The following is a 17,495-nucleotide window of genomic DNA, read 5'->3' as shown; positions in this document are numbered from 1 at the left end:
ATTACGGCACCATGGATTTCGGTGCCGGTCTGGTGTTCGGCCTGAAGGTCGTACTGATTTCGGCAGCGGGCGGTTATGCAAGCCCGCTCGTCTGCGCGCTCGGGGCTGCTGCCGTCGGGTTCGCGGAAACGCTATGGGTCGGTTACGGCCCGGTTATCTGGCGGGATGCGGCGGTTCTGGCGCTTCTGGTGGGCTGGCTGATCGTCATGCGCAGCAGGGTGGAAGCGCCCTAGAGCATTTCCAGGAGGGGTGGCGTCCGGTTTTCGTCCGGAAGTGCGGGAAAACACAAAGCGTTACCGCCATTTGTCCTTGGCCGTGTCGTCGGTCGTCTTTGCGGCAACCCAGTCGCCCTTCGTGCCATCCTTGCCATGTTCCTTTTTCCAGAACGGGGCGGACGTCTTGAGGTAGTCCATCACGAAATTTGCACCGTCAAAAGCGGCCTGCCGGTGCCGGGAAGCGGCAATGACGAGGACGATATTCTCGCCGGTGGCGATCTTGCCATGGCGATGAATGGCGGTGAGGCCGAGGAGGTCGAAGCGTTCGATGGCGAGTTGCGCGATACGGGTCATTTCCGCTTCGGCCATGCCGGGATAATGCTCGAGTTCCAGCGCCGCGAGCGTGCCGCCATCATCGCGACAAAGCCCGGTGAAGGCCACCACCGCGCCGATGCTCTTGTCGCCTTCCGTCAGCCTGCGGGTTTCTTCCGCAGCGTCGAAATCCTGTGCCTGCACGCGGACCGTGGGCTGCATCCGGTTATCCCCCCGTCATGGGCGGGAAGATGCCGATCTCGCGCGCACCGGCAATGCTCTCGTCATGTTCAACATGTTCCTGATTGACCGCAACGCGGATCACATCCGGAAATTCGAAGGCGGCTTCGTAGTTTTCACCAAGGGTTGAGAGATAGGCGATCAGCTCACCGGCCGTGGTAACGGAGGAGGGGATATCCAGCTCCTCCTCCGCCGTGCCGATCCTTTCGCGAACCCAGGCGAAATAAACGATACGCGCCATCATTCTTCGTCCACGATGTGCTTGAGACCCGCCTTGAAGTAGTCGTAGCCGGTGTACATGGTCAGCGCTGCTGCAAGCCAGAGAAGCGTAATTCCCATCTCGGTCGTGTAGGGCAGAACCTTGTCTCCCGCGGGACCGGCAAGAAGAAAGGCGATGGCCACCATCTGGATGGTGGTCTTCCACTTCGCGATACGGGTGACGGGAACGCTGACCTTCAGCGCCGCCAGATATTCACGCAGGCCCGAGACCAGAATTTCGCGGCAGAGAATGGTGATGGCGGCCCACAGCGACCAGCCGGCAATGGTGCCGTCCGCTGCCATCAAGAGCAGCACCGAGGCGACCAGCAGCTTGTCGGCGATCGGGTCCAGCATGCGGCCGATATTGGAGGTCTGATTCCAGATACGCGCCAGATAACCATCCAGAAAATCGGTCAGCGAGGCGACGATGAACAGCCAGAGTGCCGTCCAGCGCGCAAAATCCGAGCTTTCCAGCTTTCCTTCGATGTAAAAACACAAAACGATGACGGGAACCGCCAGAATGCGGGCATAGGTGAGAAGGTTGGGAATGCTGTATGCGCGCGAAGCCATGGGAAACCTGTCAGTCTGGATAAGCTGCCTTGATGCCGCCCCTGACGCATAGGGTCAACACGTTATTATGTTTTTTTAGCAGTTCGTTGCGACAGTACGCCTTCAATCGCCACTGCTCTCATGGAAGTGATTGTAGATTTGCCGCGCTACGGCTTCTGAAATGCCGGTAACATTCATCAGATCGTTGAGGCCTGCGCGTGAAACCGCCTTGGCCGTACCGAAATGCTGCAGCAGCGAGCGCTTGCGTCCTGGGCCGATCCCCGAAATTTCATCTAGCGGATTGCGCACCATTTCCTTCTTGCGCCGCGCCCGGTGTGAGCCGATGGCAAAACGGTGGGCCTCGTCGCGCATGCGCTGGATGAAGTAAAGCACGGGATCGCGCGGCGGCAGGGAAAAATCGCTGCGGCCATCCGCAAAGAAGCGCTCGCGGCCCGCCTCGCGGTCCACACCCTTGGCGACGCCGATGGCAATCACGCTGTCGCGAATGTCGAGCTCATCGAGGATGGCACGCACCGCCGTCATCTGTCCCTGACCACCATCGATCAGGATAACGTCCGGCCAGGCGGGGAAGGGCATGTCCGCGGCTTCCTCGGGTGTGGACGTCAGCGTCTGCGCGCGGTCGGGCTTGCCCTCTTCCTTCAACAGGCGCGAGAAGCGGCGGGTCATGACCTCACGCATCATGCCGAAGTCGTCACCGGGAGTGATGTCGGTCGATTTGATGTTGAACTTGCGATACTGGTTTTTCACGAAGCCTTCCGGCCCCGCCACCACCATGCCGCCCACGGCATTGGTGCCCATGATGTGCGAGTTGTCGTAAATCTCGATCCGGCGCGGCACGTAGGGAAGGTTGAAGGTTTCCGCGAACCCCTTCAGCAACCGCGCCTGAGACGAGGTTTCCGCCAGCTTGCGGCCATGCGCCTCGCGGGCATTGGCAAGAACATGGTCGGTGATGTCCTTCTTCTCGCCGCGCTGCGGCACGCTGATCGTGACCTTGTGTCCGGCTTTTTCGCCAAGAGCAGCGGCCAGCAATTCCTGTTCCTCCACGGTTTCGGAAAGCAGGATCTGCTTCGGCACCGGTTTGTCGTCGTAAAACTGCGCCAGGAACGCATTGAGGATTTCCGAGCCGGGCAAGGACGGGTCGGCCTTCGGGAAATAAGCGCGGTTGCCCCAGTTCTGGCCGGTGCGGAAAAAGAACACCTGGATGCAGGATATGCCGCCCTCGTGATGGATGGCGAAAACATCCGCCTCCTCGATGCCGGCCGGATTGATGCCCTGATGGCTCTGGACGTGCGAGAGCGCCGCCAGCCGGTCGCGATAGACGGCGGCGCGCTCGAAGTCGAGATCCTCGGCCGCCTCGTTCATCTGCCGGGCAATCGCGGTCTTGACGCTCTGGCTCTTGCCGGACAGGAAATCCTTGGCTTCCTTGACGAGTTCCGCATACCCCTCATCGCTCACCTCATGTGTGCAGGGGCCGGAACAGCGTTTGATCTGGTAAAGAAGACAGGGACGCGTGCGGGTTTCGAAAACGCTGTCGGTGCAGGTGCGGATCAAGAACGCGCGTTGCAGTGAATTGATCGTGCGTCCAACGGCTCCGGCAGAGGCGAAGGGTCCGAAGTAGTCGCCCTTGCGCGCCCGCGCACCCCGGTGCTTGAAAATCGCCGGTGCACGATTGTCTGCTGTGATCAGGATATAGGGAAATGACTTGTCGTCGCGCAAAAGCACGTTAAAGCGCGGCCGCAAGCGTTTGATGAGGTTAGCTTCCAGGAGAAGCGCCTCGGTTTCCGTGCGGGTGGTGACGAATTCCATATGTGCGGTCAGCCGCACCATCTGCGCAATGCGGTTGGAATGCACGCGACCCTGGGCATAGTTCCCGACGCGCTTCTTCAGCGAGCGCGCCTTGCCGACGTAGAGAACGTCGTTCGCCTCGTTGAACATGCGGTAGACACCCGGCGAGTTCGGCAGGTGTTTGACGAATTCGCCGATCAGATCCATGCCCTTCAGGCCGGATTCGTTTTTCCAGCCGGCATTCCAGTCCATGCCGGCAACGTCGCGCGGTGCCTCGGCCGCGTCTGTCGCGGCAAGGTTTGCATCGTCGTCTTCGTCATCGGTTTCATCGAAGAGAATACCGCCGTCAGGCAGCTTCTTTCCGTTCATTCAGGTATCTCCGCCACATCAGGGGTTTCCCAGCCAAGATGCTGGCCGCCATCGAGCGCGATCATTTGTCCGGTGATCGACGGCGTATCAAAAAGAAAGCGAATCGTCCGCCCGAACTCGTCGGGTTCCGGACCGCGCTTTAATATAAGGCCGTCGATCTGCGCCTGAAAGTCCTCCGGCGCCTGTCTTTCGCTTTTGAAGGAGGGACCCGGCCCGATGGCGTTGACGCGCACCCGCGGCGCAAAACTCTGCGCCATCGTCCGTGTGGCTGTCCAAAGTGCCGATTTCGAAAGCGTATAGGAGTAAAAACGCGGCGTAAGCGCAAGTACGCGCTGATCGATGATGTTGACGATCAGTCCGGATTTATCCTGAGGCAATTGCTGAACGAAGGCGGCAGCGATGAGGGAAGGCGCCCGCACGTGCACGGAAAAATGCGCGTCGAAGATTGCCGGATCGGGCGTTTCTGCCGAATCGTCCAGAAAAATGGATGCATTGTTGACGACGACGCCTATCGGGCCGAGCGCCGAAGATGCCTGTTCGACAAGCGCCATTGTTGGCGATGATTGTGTCAGATCCGCCTGAACGGCAACGGCCTTGCCGCCTTTTTGCCTTATTTCGTTAGCGAATTCCTCGGCTTGCCCCATAGAGGCATTGGCGTGGACGGCAATCGCAAAGCCATGCGAGGCCAAATCCGTGGCGATCGCCCGCCCTAGCCGCCGGGCGGCACCCGTTATCAAGACTGTCTTCGGTATATTTTCTTTCACAGCGGACCTGCATTTGCTCATACACGCCCTATTTGCTGGATATAATCGCAAATCGCAAGCTGTCCGTGGGCCGTAAAAGAATTGTGTGGATTTTTATTGGTAATGTAATTTAAATTTAATTTGAATATAACTAAGTTTAAATTCGATATATTGGAAATTAAGTTTCCGGTAGGGTTAATAAAACCCTTGTGGCAATTAGGCAACGTCTAATTCTAGTCACGTGTCTGCCCCAAACAATTCACATTTTGGCTCTTTGATCTCCGCATTCTCCCATCAAATTCAATTTTCAGAGGGGCGATTAACCCGACGAATTTACCGCGTCTAAAAACAATGTTTTGAGTACGGCGCGGTCCTGAAAGGAGAATAACATGCGTATTTTCGTAGCAACCATTATGGCTTCGACCATTGCAGCCGCCGGTTTCTCGGCTGCTCACGCCGCTGACGCCGTAAACGACGTGCCGCAGGCACCGGTAGCCTACGACCAGCCCGCTCCGGTCAAGAACTGGACCGGCGCTTACCTCGGTGGTACCGCCAACTACGATTGGGGCCGGTTCAGCTCCAGCAACGACGGCCGTGACGCCAAGGGCGCCGGCGGCGGCATCTACGGCGGTTACAACATGCAGAACGGCCAGATCGTTTACGGTGCCGAAGCAGACGTTAACCTCGGCCGCGAGCGCGGTTCCGCTGGTACGGTTGGTGGCAACGCCGTCGAAGGCAAGCAGGGCGTCAACGGCTCGCTGCGTGCCCGCGTCGGTTACGACATGAACCCGTTCCTGCTGTACGGTACGGCTGGTCTCGCAGCCTCCGACAACAAGGTACGTGACGCGACCTCCAAGGACAGCGCAACCGCCCTCGGCTACACCGTTGGTGCCGGCGTTGAAGCCATGGTTACGGACAACATCACTGCCCGTCTGGAATATCGCTACAGCGACTACCAGAAGAAGGACTACAGCCTGGACTCCGGCGCGTTCTCGCGCGGCTTCGACGACCACTCCGTCAAGGCCGGTATCGGCGTCAAGTTCTGATCCTTCAGGGATCGGTAAAAGAAAAGCCGGGGTTTACGCCCCGGCTTTTTTTGTTTTTGCCGTCAGTTACAGCATCCATGCCCGGCGATCAGGCCAGGCATGGCGCTCACATTGGCGTCAGGCAGCAGCCCTCATGTCCTTATAGGCTTCAAAACGCTTGCCGAATGTCTCCGGCCATTGCGCCAGCGCCTCGTGCCCTTCGGCCCATTCACCTGCAAAACGCAGATCGAGATAACCGATCAACGCCGCAAGGGCGAAATGTCCGCCATGCAGATTCTTGCCGGTTTTCGGCAGGTTGGCGTTGAGATGATCCAGACCCTTCACCGCCTTTTTCCACTGCTTGTCGATCCATGGCTGGTGAACTCTGTCTTCCGGGCGGGAACGGCGCTCGTAAACGATGGCCAGCAGGCAATCCATGATGCCGTCGCAGAGCGCTTCCAGAATTTCCGCTTCGGTGCGCTTGCCGTTCTTTTTCGGGTAGAGCTTGCCGCCCGAAAGGCGGTCTAGATAGTGCATGATCGCGACGCTGTCATAGACCGAGCCGCCATCGTCCAGAAGCAGGACCGGAATTTTGCCGAGCGGATTGTTGTCAACCAGCGTCGCGGGCTCGGCATTGGTGTCGACGGCGACGTTGGTAATGTCGATGCCGAGATGGCGGGCGGCCATGCGCACCTTGGCGGAGTAGGGGGAAGTGACGGAATAAAGCAGTTCCATAGTCGGGTCCTGACATATGTTGATGTGTGGGTATTAGCGAATGGGGACGATTTCGGTAGCGCTGACGCGGCAGCCCTTGCGGTCAAGCTCAGGGCAATCGCGGAATGTCATGTTCTTGTTGAGGCAGATACGGACTTCCTCAAGGCGTTTTCCGTCGCAGCTGATCGAGACGCCGCGTTTCGACATGCCGGGGTTGGCGTCGGTGAAGGCGGTTTCGATGGCGTCGGCGGAAAGGGTGGCGCCTTTAGCGCCCGAGGCAATCGTCTCCGGCAGCTTGACCGCCTCGAAGGCGGTTCGTGTTGCCGAAAAATAATCCTTCTGCGAAAGGCCGGAGCAGGCGCCGTGCTTGCGCCACTGGTGGCCGATCAGGCCCATGGAGGGCATGATATCGAACATCGTGCGGCCGATTGCGTCGGGCACACGGTCCGGCTCGCTGCTCGTGCAGAATTCGGGGTATCCGGTTTCGTTTTGCGGCCAGAGCCCGTGTACGACGAAACCGTACCGCCTGTCGCTGCCGCATTGCTGGCGATTGCCGGAACCTTCGGAGCTGGCGCAGAACGCCGGCGACCAAGATAGCGAAAGCACATAAAAATCGAAGCCTGTTCCGGCGGGCACAGGGTTTTTGCCCGTGTCTCGTCGGGCAATTTCCGGCTGGGATGTTTCGGGCCTGGAATTGCCGGCGGGCTGCGTTTGGGATTGGGTCTGCCGGTTGGTTGCAGAACCGGTCGGGGCCGGATTTTCCCGCGAAAACCAAAGGGCCGCAAGCGACAGAAGACCGAGGGCGATGAAACCGGCATAACGCTTCATTTCGTGCACGTTCTCCGGAAAATGGACGACCTCGTATCGCCCGCAGACGACAAAGCGGTCTTACATAAATTTGTGAACGAGGCAAACGGGCAAAAAGGTTGAAAGCTTCGCCGCATAACGAATAGAGTCGAACGAATCTTCTGCGGAGTGCGGAAATCGGGTTGGGGTGAAGCTGGGGGAAATAGGCGGGCATGACCGCATGACATTGAAGAAATACATCTGGCCCGTCATTGGTCTGGCAACGATCGGTTTTTCGGCCTGGCTGCTCTATCACGAGCTGCGCGGTCTTTCACTCGATGATCTATGGGAAAGCCTCACGGCCATTCGCGCGCGGGACTGGGTGTGCTCCGGCCTGTCGACGCTTGTCGCCTATGCCGCCCTTGCCGGTTACGACCGCATCGCTCTCCAGCATCTCGGCCGGAAGGTAAACTGGTTCTTCATCACGCTCACCTCCTTCACCACCTACGCGCTTTCCCACAATGTCGGGGCATCCGTGTTTTCCGGTGCCGTCGTCCGATACCGGGCCTATACGTCCAAAGGGTTGAGCGCTGCCGAAGTCGGCATTCTCGTCGGCCTTTGTTCCTTCACCTTCATCATCGGAACGATCATGCTCATCGGTCTGGTGCTGGTCTATGAACCGGACATTACCGAGCGCTTTACCGGCATCCTGCCCGTGGAAGCATCAACGACAACCGGCGTCCTGCTGCTCGCCATCGTCGCACTTTATGTGCTCGGCAGTCTTTTGAAGCTGCGGCCGCTGAAAATCGGTTCGTTTTTTCTGCCATATCCCGTGCCGAAACTGGTGGCGCAACAGCTTGTCATCGGTCCGATCGAACTGATCGGAGCCGCAGGCATCATCTATTTCGCGCTGCCGGAAGCCGGAAATCCCGGTTTCATGATCATTCTCGGGATTTTCCTGATTTCCTTTTCCGCGGCGCTCATCTCGCACGCGCCGGGCGGGCTTGGCGTGCTGGAGCTGGTGTTCGTCACCGGCCTGCCTGATATGAACCCGGCTGACGTGATTGCGGCGCTGCTGGTGTTCCGGCTGTTCTACCTCATCATTCCGTTCATCATGGCGCTGTTCGTGATCCTGTTCTTCGAACGATCGCAGCTTGCACAGGCGCGGAAGGGGTGAGGTAAGCCCTCAATCCTCTTCCGGCTTTTCCTCGCCGCGCAGCCAGAAGGCGCGGTGCGAGGCGTATCTGTCCTGCGCCATCACCGTCTTCAGGAATGGCAGCAGCGTGTGCAGCTCGTCCTTCAGCGTGTAGGGCGGGTTGACGACGATGAGGCCGGAGCCGCTCAAGCCTTCCAGCCGGTCGCTTTTCACGGAAAGTTCCGCGCACAGCATCTTCGGAATGTCGAAGGATTGCAGCCGCTCGTGGAAATCCTTGATCGGTGCGCCTTTTTTGAGCGGATACCACAGGCAATAGGTGCCGGTGGAGAAACGCCGATATGCCTTGTTCAACCCATCCGCCAGCCGCTGATATTCATTTTCAAGCTCGAAGGGCGGATCAACGAGGATGAGGCCGCGTTTTTCCTTTGGCGGCAGATGCGCGCCAAGCGACAGCCAGCCATCGAGCTCCGTCACCCGAACCTGATAATCTCCCTCGAACAGACGCGCCAGCGCGCGTGCGTCGTCCGGGTGCAGTTCCATGGCCGAAAGCCTATCCTGCGGGCGGAACAGCATGCGCGCGAGCTTCGGCGAGCCGGGGTAGAACTGCATGCCGCCTTCGGGGTTGAGTTCCCTGACGGTGGAAAGATAGGGTTCCAGCAATTCAGCGACAGGGGCCGGCAGATCGGCGCCCATCAGCTTGCCGATGCCGGTCTGCCATTCGCCTGTCTTCTGCGCCTCTTCCGACGACAGGTCGTAGAGGCCGATGCCGGCATGAGTATCCAGCACCCGAAACGCCTTGTCCTTGTTCTGCAGGTAACGGACGAGACGGGCGAGAACGGCGTGTTTGAGAACATCCGCGAAATTGCCGGCGTGGTAGATGTGGCGATAGTTCATGGGATGTGTCTCGCTTCCCGATGGGGATGATGAATATTCTTGATGGACGTCACTTCGGCCTTTTTGCCGCGTCGCTGATGCAATATAGAAAAGACATGAACCTTGCGACCCCGATTTCCGCTAAAAACGCCACCCCGAAAGCCGAAAGTGCCACGCGCATCGGCCACACGGTCTGTCCGCACGACTGTCCGAGCGCCTGCGCGCTGGAAGTGGACATCAATGCCGATGGCCGCATCGGCCGCGTGCGCGGCGCCAATGCCAATACATACACTGCCGGTGTCATCTGCGCCAAGGTGGCGCGTTACTCCGAGCGTATCTATCATCCCGGCCGTCTTTTGACCCCGAAGCGCCGCAACGGTGCGAAGGGTGCCGGCGACTGGCAGGAGATATCCTGGGAAGCGGCATTGGACGAGGTTGCCGACGCCTTCGTCAAAGCCGAGGCAAAGCACGGCGCCGAAGCCATCTGGCCTTATTTCTATGCCGGAACCATGGGACAGGTTCAGCGCGATTCCATCGAGCGCCTGCGTCACGCCAAGAAATATTCCGGCTTTTTCGGATCGATCTGCACCAACATGGCCTGGACGGGTTATGTGATGGGTACAGGCGCGCTGCGCGGGCCCGATCCGCGCGAAATCGGCAAGGCCGATGTCGTTGTCATCTGGGGCACGAATGCTGTCGCCACGCAGGTCAACGTCATGACCCATGCGGTAAAAGCCCGCAAGGAACGTGGCGCGAAGATCGTCGTCGTCGATATCTATGACAATCCGACCATGAAACAGGCCGATATGCGGATCGTTCTGCGTCCCGGCACCGATGCGGCGCTCGCCTGCGCCATCATGCACATTGCCTTCCGCGATGGTTATGCCGACCGCGATTACATGGCGCGCTTCGCTGACGATCCGGTGGGACTTGAAGAGCATCTGAAATCGAAGACGCCGCAATGGGCGTCCGAAATCACCGGTCTTTCCGTGGAGGAAATCGAGGATTTCGCAAGGCTCGTGGGCACGACGAAAAAGACGTTCTTCCGGCTCGGTTATGGTTTCGCCCGCCAACGCAACGGCGCGGTCGCCATGCACGCGGCTCTTTCTATCGCCACCGTTCTTGGCACCTGGCAATATGAAGGCGGCGGCGCCTTCCACAATAACGGCGATATCTTCCGGCTCAACAAGGCGGAACTGATGGGCACAGCCTATGCCGACCCCAACGTGCGCCAGCTCGACCAGTCGCAGATCGGCCGCGTGCTGACGGGGGATGCGGAAGCGCTGCGACATGGTGGCCCGGTGACGGCGCTGCTCATCCAGAACACCAACCCCGTCAATGTCGCACCCGAGCAGCGGCTGGTGAAACAGGGTTTCCTGCGCGACGATCTTTTTGTTGCCGTGCATGAGCAATTCATGACGGAGACGGCCGAGTTGGCCGATATCGTGCTGCCGGCCACCATGTTCCTTGAACATGACGACATCTACCGCGCCGGTGGCCAGAACCACATTCTGCTTGGCCCCAAGCTTGTGGAGCCGCCGGAAACCGTGCGCACCAATCTCTTCGTCATTGAAGAACTGGCGAAACGTCTTGGTATTGACCATATGCCGGGCTTCGGTCTTTCAGCCCGCGACCATGTCGATCATATGCTGAAAGTCAGCGGCTGGGGCGATTTCGATACGTTGGCGGAAGAAAAATGGATCGATGCGCAGCCCTCTTTCGAGGTGGCGCATTATCTCGAGGGCTTTGGTTATGGTGACGGAAAATTCCGTTTCAGCCCCGAATGGGCGACAGGGCCGTCTCCAAACAAACCGCCGAAAAACATCGGCGTGATGGGGCCGGTTGCGCAATTTCCGAAATTCCCGGATCAGGTAGATGTCATCGAAACCGCCGACGGAGAGCATCCTTTCCGACTGGCGACATCGCCAGCGCGCAACTTCCTCAACTCCACCTTCGCGGAAACGAAAACCTCCGTGCAGAAGGAAGGCCGTCCGGAAGTGATGATCTGTTCCGAGGACGCCACCCGCAACGGTATAGCCGATGGCGACATCGTGCGTATCGGCAATGGCCGCGGCGAAGTGCGTCTTCACGCGAAAATCGTGGAGGGTGCGAGGCCCGGCGTTCTGGTTGCCGAAGGGTTGTGGCCCAACAAGGCGCATCTGGACGGCGAGGGTATCAATGTTCTGACGGGCGCCGATGCCGTCGCCCCCTATGGCGGCGCGGCTTTCCACGACAATAAGGTGTGGCTCCACCGCTACGAGGAAGCCTGAAAGGCTTGATATTGCACCGCAACAGGGCCAAGCTGAACACTTCCGCGACAGGCAAGGGAATATCCGGTGACACAGACGCAAGCGAAAAACGTTCCGGCCGACACTGATTCCGGCAGAGTCCGGCTGGTGGAAAAGGAAACGGTGTGGAAGGGCTTCGTGCATATGCAGAAGCTCATTTTCGACCAGCGCATGCCGGATGGCAAGACAATCCGCATCATCAGGGAAGTCCACGATCACGGCAGCGCCGCCGCCATCCTTCTATACGATGCCAAACGCGACAGCGTGGTGATGGTGCGCCAGTTCCGCCCTGCCGTCTTCGTGAACGGCGATCCAAGCTTCATGATCGAAGTGCCAGCGGGGCTCCTCGATGACGACAACGCCGCCGACGCCATTCGCCGCGAGGCCATGGAAGAATCTGGCTACGCGGTGGAAAAGGTCGAATACCTGTTCGACATGTATGCCAGCCCGGGAACGCTCACCGAAAAAGTCAGCCTCTTCGTTGCCCGCATCGATCTCGACGTGCAGGCCGGCAGCGGTGGCGGTCTGGAAACCGAAGGCGAGGATCTGGAGGTTCTGACCTACGGCCTCGACGAAGCCTTCGCGATGATCGCGTCCGGCGAAATCACCGATTCCAAGACGATTATTCTGTTGCAGTGGGCGATGTTGAATCGCGCGGCTCTACGCAACCTTAAGCGAACGCAACGTTTTCCAGCTTTGCCGCAGCCGCAAGCTTCCTGTCATGTGTTGCTAAAGGCACATTGTGCGAAATCGCAAGCGAGAGGTAGGTAGCATCATAGGCGGGAAGCGCATGTTTCGTGCCAGGCGGATGATGGAGACGTGATCGGCGATTGTGCCGTCCTCGTCAGACAGGAACCAAGCCGCGACTACCGAGGCGTCCACGACAAAGGCCATTACTTGCGGCCTTCTTCTTTCCACGCCTTGACCTCATCCGGAGTTGTCTTTTTTCGTTGCGACCGTTCTGTCCGCATCGCAGAGATGAGGTGTCGACGAGATTGAGGATCGCTCGCTTTTACGAGGCATGCCACAGCTTCGTTCTGCGTGCGATAATAACATCTTCTCCCGCCTCAACCGGAAGCCTTCAACTCAGAATCTGCCCTTTACGCCGGCCCCAACGAAAAGCGACTGCATATCGCCGCCCGCCGTATCTTTATAAAACAGGCCGGTAGTTCCGCCAGTCGGTGTGAGGGTTTTGTCACCGCGACCGAAGCTCGTATATTCGTATGCGCCATCCAGGTAGAGGGAGGCATTCTCAGTCAGGGCATAGGCGATGCCCGCTTTTGCTCCGAACATGCCGCCAACATGGAATTTGTCGGTGAAGCGGATCGAACGCATCCAGTGATCGTCCGTGGCTTTCGCATAGATCATTGCGCCGCCTTCGAGGCCGGCATTCAGCGACCAGTTCCCGAATTTGCGCCCACCGGTCACATTGCCGTAAAATACGGGGATTTGCTGCCGGTAGGTGATGGCTTTTTCGCTATTGTTGAACTCACCGACATTATTGCGAAATCCTCTCCAACTGTAGATGTAGTCACCGCCATAGGCGGACCACTGCACGTCGGTATAGCGAAAGCCGATACCGGCACTGAGGTGCTGCAGCGGGTCTTCCAGCAGTGTTCTGTTGAGTTCGATGCTTCCGGTCAGGTAGTGGTCGAGGCGAGTGTCGCCGTGCTGTGAGCGGTCGCTCCATCCAGTTTTCGATGTATCCCTGTAATAGGGAGGCAGCCAATCGTAGTCGGTCATATAGCCATCGCCAGCAAAGCCGATTCGACCTTCCGTTTTTATGCGCCACTCGGGCGACAGCTCAAGTCCAAGCGATCCGCGTAACGCCATGGCATTTGTTGTTTTCCAGTCGAGTTGACTGTTTTTGTGGCTTCCGTTGTAAAAGGTCTCGGTGGCCTTGATGTTTAGAACACCGGCATCGAGCGAAGCGGTGATGCCGCTTTGCTCGGCGGCGAGCGGCAGGCTCGTGCCCACCAGTAAAACGGCCGAAAGCGGCAGGGAAAACCTCGAAAATAGCATAATCGCTCCTGAATGACCGGAGGGCTCCAAAATGCGGGGCCGTTGCGGGCATTAGAGGTGATTATGGTAAACGTTCGGTTTATTTTAGAGGAAATACCACTTTAAGTATCTTTGTACTTTAGTGAAATATTTATCAGTAAACAGAAATCAGGCTGGGATACTCGGATTTACTTGCGTCGCTGCTGGAGACAGTTTTGCCACCTTCCATCCGCACGTTGCCTTCCGCAAGCTGCTTCAGGGCAAGTGGATAAAGCTGGTGTTCGACGGTGAGTATCCGCGCTGCCAGCGTCTCGGCCGTGTCGTCGGAAAGAACCGGCACCGCGCCCTGCGCGATCGTCGGGCCTTCGTCCATGCCTTCGGTTACAAAATGTACGGTGCAGCCGGAAATCTTCATGCCGCTGTCGATGGCGCGCTGGTGGGTGTGCAGGCCGGGGAAAAGCGGAAGCAGGGAAGGGTGGATATTGATAATGCGGCCTTCGTAGGGGGCGATGAAATCCCCTGAGATCAGCCGCATGTAACCGGCAAGACAGATGATATCAGGCGCAATCTCGCCAAGTGCGGCCAGAATGGCGCCCTCATGCTCGGCTTTGCTGGCATAGGTCTTGCGCTCGAAAACGAGCGTGGGAATACCGAACGCCTGTGCCTTTTCCAGCCCGCCTGCCGACGCCTTGTCCGAAATTACACAGGCGATCTCAGCCGGAAAATCCGTCTCCTGACAGGCCTTGGCAAGCGACACCATGTTGGAGCCGCTGCCGGAAATGAAAACGACGACACGTGCGCGGCCAGATCGAGAGGCGGCGCTCATCATAGGCTGAGGGCGCCCTTGTAGATCGTGCCGTGCGCACCCTCTTCGCGGGCGACCATGCGGCCGAGCGGGAACACGGTCTCGCCTTCCGCCGTCAGAGCATCGGTGACCTTGGCGGCATTTTCAGCCGAAACGACCACGATCATGCCGACACCACAGTTGAACGTGCGCAGCATTTCTTTGGCTTCAACGCCACCGGTTTTTGCAAGCCACGAGAACACAGCCGGAACCTCGATCGCGTCGAGATCGATCTCGGCGGCGAGATGCTTGGGCAGAACGCGCGGAATATTTTCCGGGAAGCCGCCGCCGGTAATATGCGCCAGCGCCTTCAGCGCGCCGGTCTCGCGAATTGCCTTCAAAAGCGGCTTTACATAGATGCGCGTCGGCGTCAGCAGCGCTTCGCCAAGCTTCTTGCCATCTGCGAAGGGTGCCGGGGCGTCCCAGTCAAGGCCGGAGATCGAAACGATCTTGCGCACCAGCGAAAAACCGTTGGAATGAACGCCGGAGGACGAAAGCCCGAGAATGACGTCGCCTTCGGAAATATCGCCGGCGGGCAGAAGCTGGCCACGTTCGGCAGCACCCACGGCAAAGCCCGCGAGATCGTAGTCGCCATCGGAATACATACCGGGCATTTCAGCGGTTTCACCACCGATCAGCGCACAGCCGGATTCGCGGCAGCCGGCAGCAATGCCGGAAACGATGGCAGCGCCCTGATCCGGGTCGAGCTTGCCGGTCGCGAAATAGTCGAGGAAGAACAGTGGTTCTGCGCCCTGCACGACGAGATCGTTGACGCACATGGCAACGAGATCGATGCCGACGGTGTCATGGAAATTCGCGTCGATGGCGATCTTCAACTTGGTGCCGACGCCGTCATTGGCGGCCACCAGAACCGGATCGTTAAAGCCTGCGGCCTTCAGATCGAACAGGCCGCCGAAGCCGCCGATTTCGCCATCCGCGCCGGGACGCCGCGTCGAGCGCACCGCCGGTTTGATCTTTTCGACCATCAGGTTGCCGGCGTCGATATCCACACCTGCGTCACTATAGGTAAGACCGTTCTTGCCCGACTGGCTCATCGCTCTCGTCTCCGCTGGTTCCTTTGGCGTCGCCATTCGCACGGGACGGGGCCTGATGCAAGGGTTTGAGTGGCAAAAGCTCCGGTTTTTAACGGCTTTGCGACGGTTTGACGTTTTGTGTGCCTCGGGCCTCTCGACGGCGATATGCGCAGCGCAGACTTGAAAACCCGTCGTCGTTGCACAGACCTGGTAACCGCCGTGTCTATCGCTACCGGTCCACCGGCCTTGACCATGTGCATATGCGCATCCTATCTCCATCATGGGCAATGACGGCACGGCGACAAGAGGATGAACGGATGCAACCCCATGTGAGCGGTACGAGCCTGCGCCGGCAGGTTTTTTTCTGGATAGGCGTGCTTGCCGTCTTTATCTTTTTCCTGATGGTCTTCAGCTCCATCCTCCTGCCTTTCGTGGCGGGCATGGCACTTGCCTATTTTCTCGATCCGGTTGCCGACTGGCTGGAGCGCCGAGGCCTGAGCCGGTTGATGGCCACCGTCGTTATCCTCGTCACCTTCGTGCTGATTTTCGCGCTGTCGCTCATTATCATCATTCCGCTGATTGCCGCCCAGGCATCCGAATTCATCACGCGCATCCCGCAATATATCTCGTCCCTGCAGCAGTTGATCGCCGGTGCGGACGCCAATCTGCTGCCTGACTGGGTGAGCAACCAGATCAATGCAGTGAAGGAGAATTTTTCCAAGCTGCTGACCGAAGGCGCGGGCTTCATCGGCACCCTGCTGACGCAGATCTGGAATTCCGGCAAATCGCTGGTCGATGTCATGTCGCTGCTGGTCGTCACACCCGTCGTCGCCTTCTACCTGCTGCTTGACTGGGACCGGATGATCGACAAGGTCGATAGCTGGATACCGCGCGACTACGTGCATACGGTCCGCCAGATCGCCCGCGACATGGACAGGACGATTGCCGGCTTCGTGCGCGGGCAGGGGTCGCTCTGCCTCATCCTCGGCGTTTATTACGCTGTCGGCCTGTCTTTGGTGGGCCTGAATTTCGGCCTGCTGATCGGCCTTTTCTCCGGCCTTATCAGCTTCATTCCCTATATTGGTTCGATGGTCGGCCTCATCCTTGCCGTCGGCGTCGCCATCGTGCAGTTCTGGCCTGATTATATCTATGTATTTCTGACACTTGCCGTGTTCTTTTCCGGCCAGTTCATCGAAGGCAACATCCTGCAGCCGAAGCTCGTCGGCAGCAGCGTCGGCCTGCATCCGGTATGGTTGATGTTCGCATTGTTCGCCTTCGGTGCGCTTTTCGGTTTCGTCGGCCTTCTGGTCGCCGTGCCGGCGGCGGCAGCCGTTGGCGTGCTTGTCCGCTTTGCATTGTCGCGATATCTTGAAAGCGATCTTTACCATGGGCACGCCGCCAACCTTCCCTGGGAAGAACAGGAAACGTCCTCCGGCAAGGTTGACTCTCAGGGCTAACGATGACTGACCAAATCAAAAACGACAACGCCCGGTCGAAGGCCGAGCAGCTGCCGCTCGCATTCTCGCACCAGTCCGCTTCCGGAAGGGACGATCTTCTCGTGTCCGACTCGCTCAAGGCTGCCGTCAGCCTTGTGGATGAATGGCCGAACTGGCCTTCGCCCGTAGTGGTGCTGGCCGGGCCTCCGGGTTCGGGAAAATCGCATCTCGCCAATATCTGGAAAAATATCAGCAGCGCGCAGGATATCCACCCGCAAGCCGGTGTTGGCGCTGCGCGTCTTGCCGAAACCGGAGCGGTTCTGTTCGAGGATGCCGATCGCCGCGGTTTTGACGACACCGAACTTTTCCATGTCATCAACAGCGTGCGCCAGCACGGCACCACGCTTTTGATGACCAGCCGGCAATGGCCGGCCGCATGGCCGGTGACCTTGCCGGACCTGCGCTCACGCCTGAAAGCCGTGACTGTGGTGGAGACAGGCGAGCCCGACGAGGGTCTTCTGGCACAGGTTCTGGTGAAACTCTTCGCCGACCGGCAGCTTTATATGGATGACAAACTCATAGGCTACATCGTCAACAGAATGGAGCGTTCACTCGATACGGCGCAGACGATTGTGGACCGTATCGACAGGCTGGCGCTCTCGCGTGGAACAAGGATAACCCGTCCCTTGGCGGCGGAAGTCCTTAACGCGATGGGCGAAGGGACAAGGGGTAGCGGGCTGGAGGTCGATTGACTGTCACAGTTCCGTCGTCAAACTGTTATACGGGCAAGAGGGACGATCGCGGGATGCAGCAGGATCACGGGACGGAAAGTCAGGGGATGGTACA

16 protein-coding genes and 2 pseudogenes are annotated in these 17,495 nt (G+C 58.7%); 7 read left to right on the top strand and 11 right to left on the bottom strand.

Annotated features, from left to right (window positions below; genetic code table 11):
- Window positions 1-233, top strand: a pseudogene (locus tag T18_RS27515) (branched-chain amino acid ABC transporter permease); the annotation flags it as partial.
- Window positions 234-293: 60 nt separating this feature from the next.
- On the opposite strand, the gene T18_RS03840 reads toward T18_RS27515, so the two are convergent.
- The 5 genes from T18_RS03840 to T18_RS03820 all read right to left on the bottom strand — a co-directional run bounded on the left by T18_RS03840 (window position 294) and on the right by T18_RS03820 (window position 4,534).
- Window positions 294-749 carry a molybdenum cofactor biosynthesis protein MoaE gene (locus T18_RS03840; protein ID WP_013635855.1) on the bottom strand — a complete coding sequence of 152 codons (456 nt, stop codon included), beginning with the start codon at window positions 747-749 and terminating at the stop codon, window positions 294-296.
- A gap of 4 nt (window positions 750-753) precedes the next feature.
- Window positions 754-1,008, bottom strand: a complete 255-nt coding sequence (moaD, locus tag T18_RS03835; protein ID WP_038490577.1) for a molybdopterin converting factor subunit 1 — start codon at window positions 1,006-1,008, stop codon at window positions 754-756.
- Complete coding sequence (gene pgsA, locus T18_RS03830) at window positions 1,008-1,595, bottom strand: CDP-diacylglycerol--glycerol-3-phosphate 3-phosphatidyltransferase (RefSeq protein WP_003512433.1); 588 nt, start codon at window positions 1,593-1,595, stop codon at window positions 1,008-1,010. Before pgsA ends, moaD begins: the two co-directional genes overlap by 1 nt.
- A 102-nt stretch (window positions 1,596-1,697) precedes the next feature.
- Window positions 1,698-3,749 (bottom strand): excinuclease ABC subunit UvrC, encoded by a 2,052-nt coding sequence (uvrC, locus tag T18_RS03825; RefSeq protein WP_038490580.1) that lies wholly within the window; start codon window positions 3,747-3,749, stop codon window positions 1,698-1,700.
- Entirely contained in the window at window positions 3,746-4,534 is a 789-nt protein-coding gene (locus tag T18_RS03820; RefSeq protein ID WP_003512437.1) for an SDR family oxidoreductase, read from the bottom strand. Before T18_RS03820 ends, uvrC begins: the two co-directional genes overlap by 4 nt.
- A 347-nt stretch (window positions 4,535-4,881) precedes the next feature.
- Between T18_RS03820 and T18_RS03815 the strand changes: the two genes are divergently transcribed.
- A complete protein-coding gene (locus tag T18_RS03815) occupies window positions 4,882-5,538 on the top strand; it encodes an outer membrane protein (protein WP_003512439.1) in 657 nt (218 codons plus the stop codon).
- Window positions 5,539-5,655: 117 nt separating this feature from the next.
- Here the strand turns inward: T18_RS03815 and T18_RS03810 are convergent, their stop codons facing one another.
- Together T18_RS03810 and T18_RS03805 are read right to left on the bottom strand one after the other, a co-directional pair.
- Window positions 5,656-6,252, bottom strand: coding sequence for a glutathione S-transferase (locus tag T18_RS03810; protein WP_038490584.1), 597 nt, complete (start codon window positions 6,250-6,252; stop codon window positions 5,656-5,658).
- Between the two features lie 33 nt (window positions 6,253-6,285).
- Window positions 6,286-7,059 carry a ribonuclease T2 family protein gene (locus tag T18_RS03805; RefSeq protein WP_038490587.1) on the bottom strand — a complete coding sequence of 258 codons (774 nt, stop codon included), beginning with the start codon at window positions 7,057-7,059 and terminating at the stop codon, window positions 6,286-6,288.
- 199 nt (window positions 7,060-7,258) lie between these two features.
- Here T18_RS03805 and T18_RS03800 point away from each other — a divergent pair, with 199 nt between their 5' ends.
- Window positions 7,259-8,194 (top strand): lysylphosphatidylglycerol synthase domain-containing protein, encoded by a 936-nt coding sequence (locus T18_RS03800; protein WP_019565412.1) that lies wholly within the window; start codon window positions 7,259-7,261, stop codon window positions 8,192-8,194.
- 9 nt (window positions 8,195-8,203) lie between these two features.
- On the opposite strand, the gene T18_RS03795 is transcribed toward T18_RS03800, so the two are convergent.
- Window positions 8,204-9,067 (bottom strand): 23S rRNA (adenine(2030)-N(6))-methyltransferase RlmJ, encoded by an 864-nt coding sequence (locus T18_RS03795; protein ID WP_038490589.1) that lies wholly within the window; start codon window positions 9,065-9,067, stop codon window positions 8,204-8,206.
- A gap of 29 nt (window positions 9,068-9,096) precedes the next feature.
- Between T18_RS03795 and T18_RS03790 the strand changes: the two genes are divergently transcribed.
- Together T18_RS03790 and T18_RS03785 are read left to right on the top strand one after the other, a co-directional pair.
- Entirely contained in the window at window positions 9,097-11,316 is a 2,220-nt protein-coding gene (locus T18_RS03790; protein WP_038492757.1) for a molybdopterin-dependent oxidoreductase, read from the top strand.
- A gap of 66 nt (window positions 11,317-11,382) precedes the next feature.
- Window positions 11,383-11,997 (top strand): annotated as a pseudogene (locus T18_RS03785) (NUDIX domain-containing protein); the annotation flags it as partial.
- A gap of 423 nt (window positions 11,998-12,420) precedes the next feature.
- Here T18_RS03785 and T18_RS03775 read toward each other — a convergent pair.
- From T18_RS03775 to purM, 3 genes are all read right to left on the bottom strand, one after another.
- A complete protein-coding gene (locus T18_RS03775; protein ID WP_038490592.1) occupies window positions 12,421-13,356 on the bottom strand; it encodes an omptin family outer membrane protease in 936 nt (311 codons plus the stop codon).
- A 133-nt stretch (window positions 13,357-13,489) separates the two neighbouring features.
- Window positions 13,490-14,164: a phosphoribosylglycinamide formyltransferase gene (gene purN / locus T18_RS03770; protein WP_038490595.1), complete on the bottom strand. Its 675-nt coding sequence runs from the start codon at window positions 14,162-14,164 to the stop codon at window positions 13,490-13,492.
- Complete coding sequence (gene purM, locus T18_RS03765; RefSeq protein WP_003512456.1) at window positions 14,161-15,234, bottom strand: phosphoribosylformylglycinamidine cyclo-ligase; 1,074 nt, start codon at window positions 15,232-15,234, stop codon at window positions 14,161-14,163. The genes purN and purM overlap by 4 nt, the downstream gene beginning before the upstream one ends.
- A 296-nt stretch (window positions 15,235-15,530) precedes the next feature.
- Here purM and T18_RS03760 point away from each other — a divergent pair, with 296 nt between their 5' ends.
- Window positions 15,531-16,670 carry an AI-2E family transporter gene (locus tag T18_RS03760; RefSeq protein ID WP_013635868.1) on the top strand — a complete coding sequence of 380 codons (1,140 nt, stop codon included), beginning with the start codon at window positions 15,531-15,533 and terminating at the stop codon, window positions 16,668-16,670.
- A gap of 2 nt (window positions 16,671-16,672) precedes the next feature.
- Entirely contained in the window at window positions 16,673-17,401 is a 729-nt protein-coding gene (gene hdaA, locus T18_RS03755) for a DnaA regulatory inactivator HdaA (RefSeq protein ID WP_003512460.1), read from the top strand.
- Window positions 17,402-17,495: the final 94 nt, after the last annotated feature.

The sequence above is a fragment of the Rhizobium sp. TBD182 genome, assembly GCF_001950375.1.
Lineage (GTDB): Bacteria > Pseudomonadota > Alphaproteobacteria > Rhizobiales > Rhizobiaceae > Agrobacterium > Agrobacterium tumefaciens.
This window is presented reverse-complemented; position numbering and strand designations above follow the sequence as displayed.

Bases quoted from the DNA above. Each gene is read 5' to 3' on its own strand.
- T18_RS03820 (WP_003512437.1), bottom strand. From the start codon at position 4,534: ATGAGCAAATGCAGGTCCGCTGTGAAAGAAAATATACCGAAGACAGTC.
- moaD (WP_038490577.1), bottom strand. From the start codon at position 1,008: ATGGCGCGTATCGTTTATTTCGCCTGGGTTCGCGAAAGGATCGGCACG.
- purN (WP_038490595.1), bottom strand. From the start codon at position 14,164: ATGATGAGCGCCGCCTCTCGATCTGGCCGCGCACGTGTCGTCGTTTTC.
- pgsA (WP_003512433.1), bottom strand. From the start codon at position 1,595: ATGGCTTCGCGCGCATACAGCATTCCCAACCTTCTCACCTATGCCCGC.
- T18_RS03805 (WP_038490587.1), bottom strand. From the start codon at position 7,059: ATGAAGCGTTATGCCGGTTTCATCGCCCTCGGTCTTCTGTCGCTTGCG.
- T18_RS03775 (WP_038490592.1), bottom strand. From the start codon at position 13,356: ATGCTATTTTCGAGGTTTTCCCTGCCGCTTTCGGCCGTTTTACTGGTG.
- T18_RS03800 (WP_019565412.1), top strand. From the start codon at position 7,259: ATGACATTGAAGAAATACATCTGGCCCGTCATTGGTCTGGCAACGATC.
- uvrC (WP_038490580.1), bottom strand. From the start codon at position 3,749: ATGAACGGAAAGAAGCTGCCTGACGGCGGTATTCTCTTCGATGAAACC.
- T18_RS03840 (WP_013635855.1), bottom strand. From the start codon at position 749: ATGCAGCCCACGGTCCGCGTGCAGGCACAGGATTTCGACGCTGCGGAA.
- T18_RS03815 (WP_003512439.1), top strand. From the start codon at position 4,882: ATGCGTATTTTCGTAGCAACCATTATGGCTTCGACCATTGCAGCCGCC.
- T18_RS03760 (WP_013635868.1), top strand. From the start codon at position 15,531: ATGCAACCCCATGTGAGCGGTACGAGCCTGCGCCGGCAGGTTTTTTTC.
- T18_RS03795 (WP_038490589.1), bottom strand. From the start codon at position 9,067: ATGAACTATCGCCACATCTACCACGCCGGCAATTTCGCGGATGTTCTC.
- T18_RS03790 (WP_038492757.1), top strand. From the start codon at position 9,097: ATGAATATTCTTGATGGACGTCACTTCGGCCTTTTTGCCGCGTCGCTG.
- hdaA (WP_003512460.1), top strand. From the start codon at position 16,673: ATGACTGACCAAATCAAAAACGACAACGCCCGGTCGAAGGCCGAGCAG.
- T18_RS03810 (WP_038490584.1), bottom strand. From the start codon at position 6,252: ATGGAACTGCTTTATTCCGTCACTTCCCCCTACTCCGCCAAGGTGCGC.
- purM (WP_003512456.1), bottom strand. From the start codon at position 15,234: ATGAGCCAGTCGGGCAAGAACGGTCTTACCTATAGTGACGCAGGTGTG.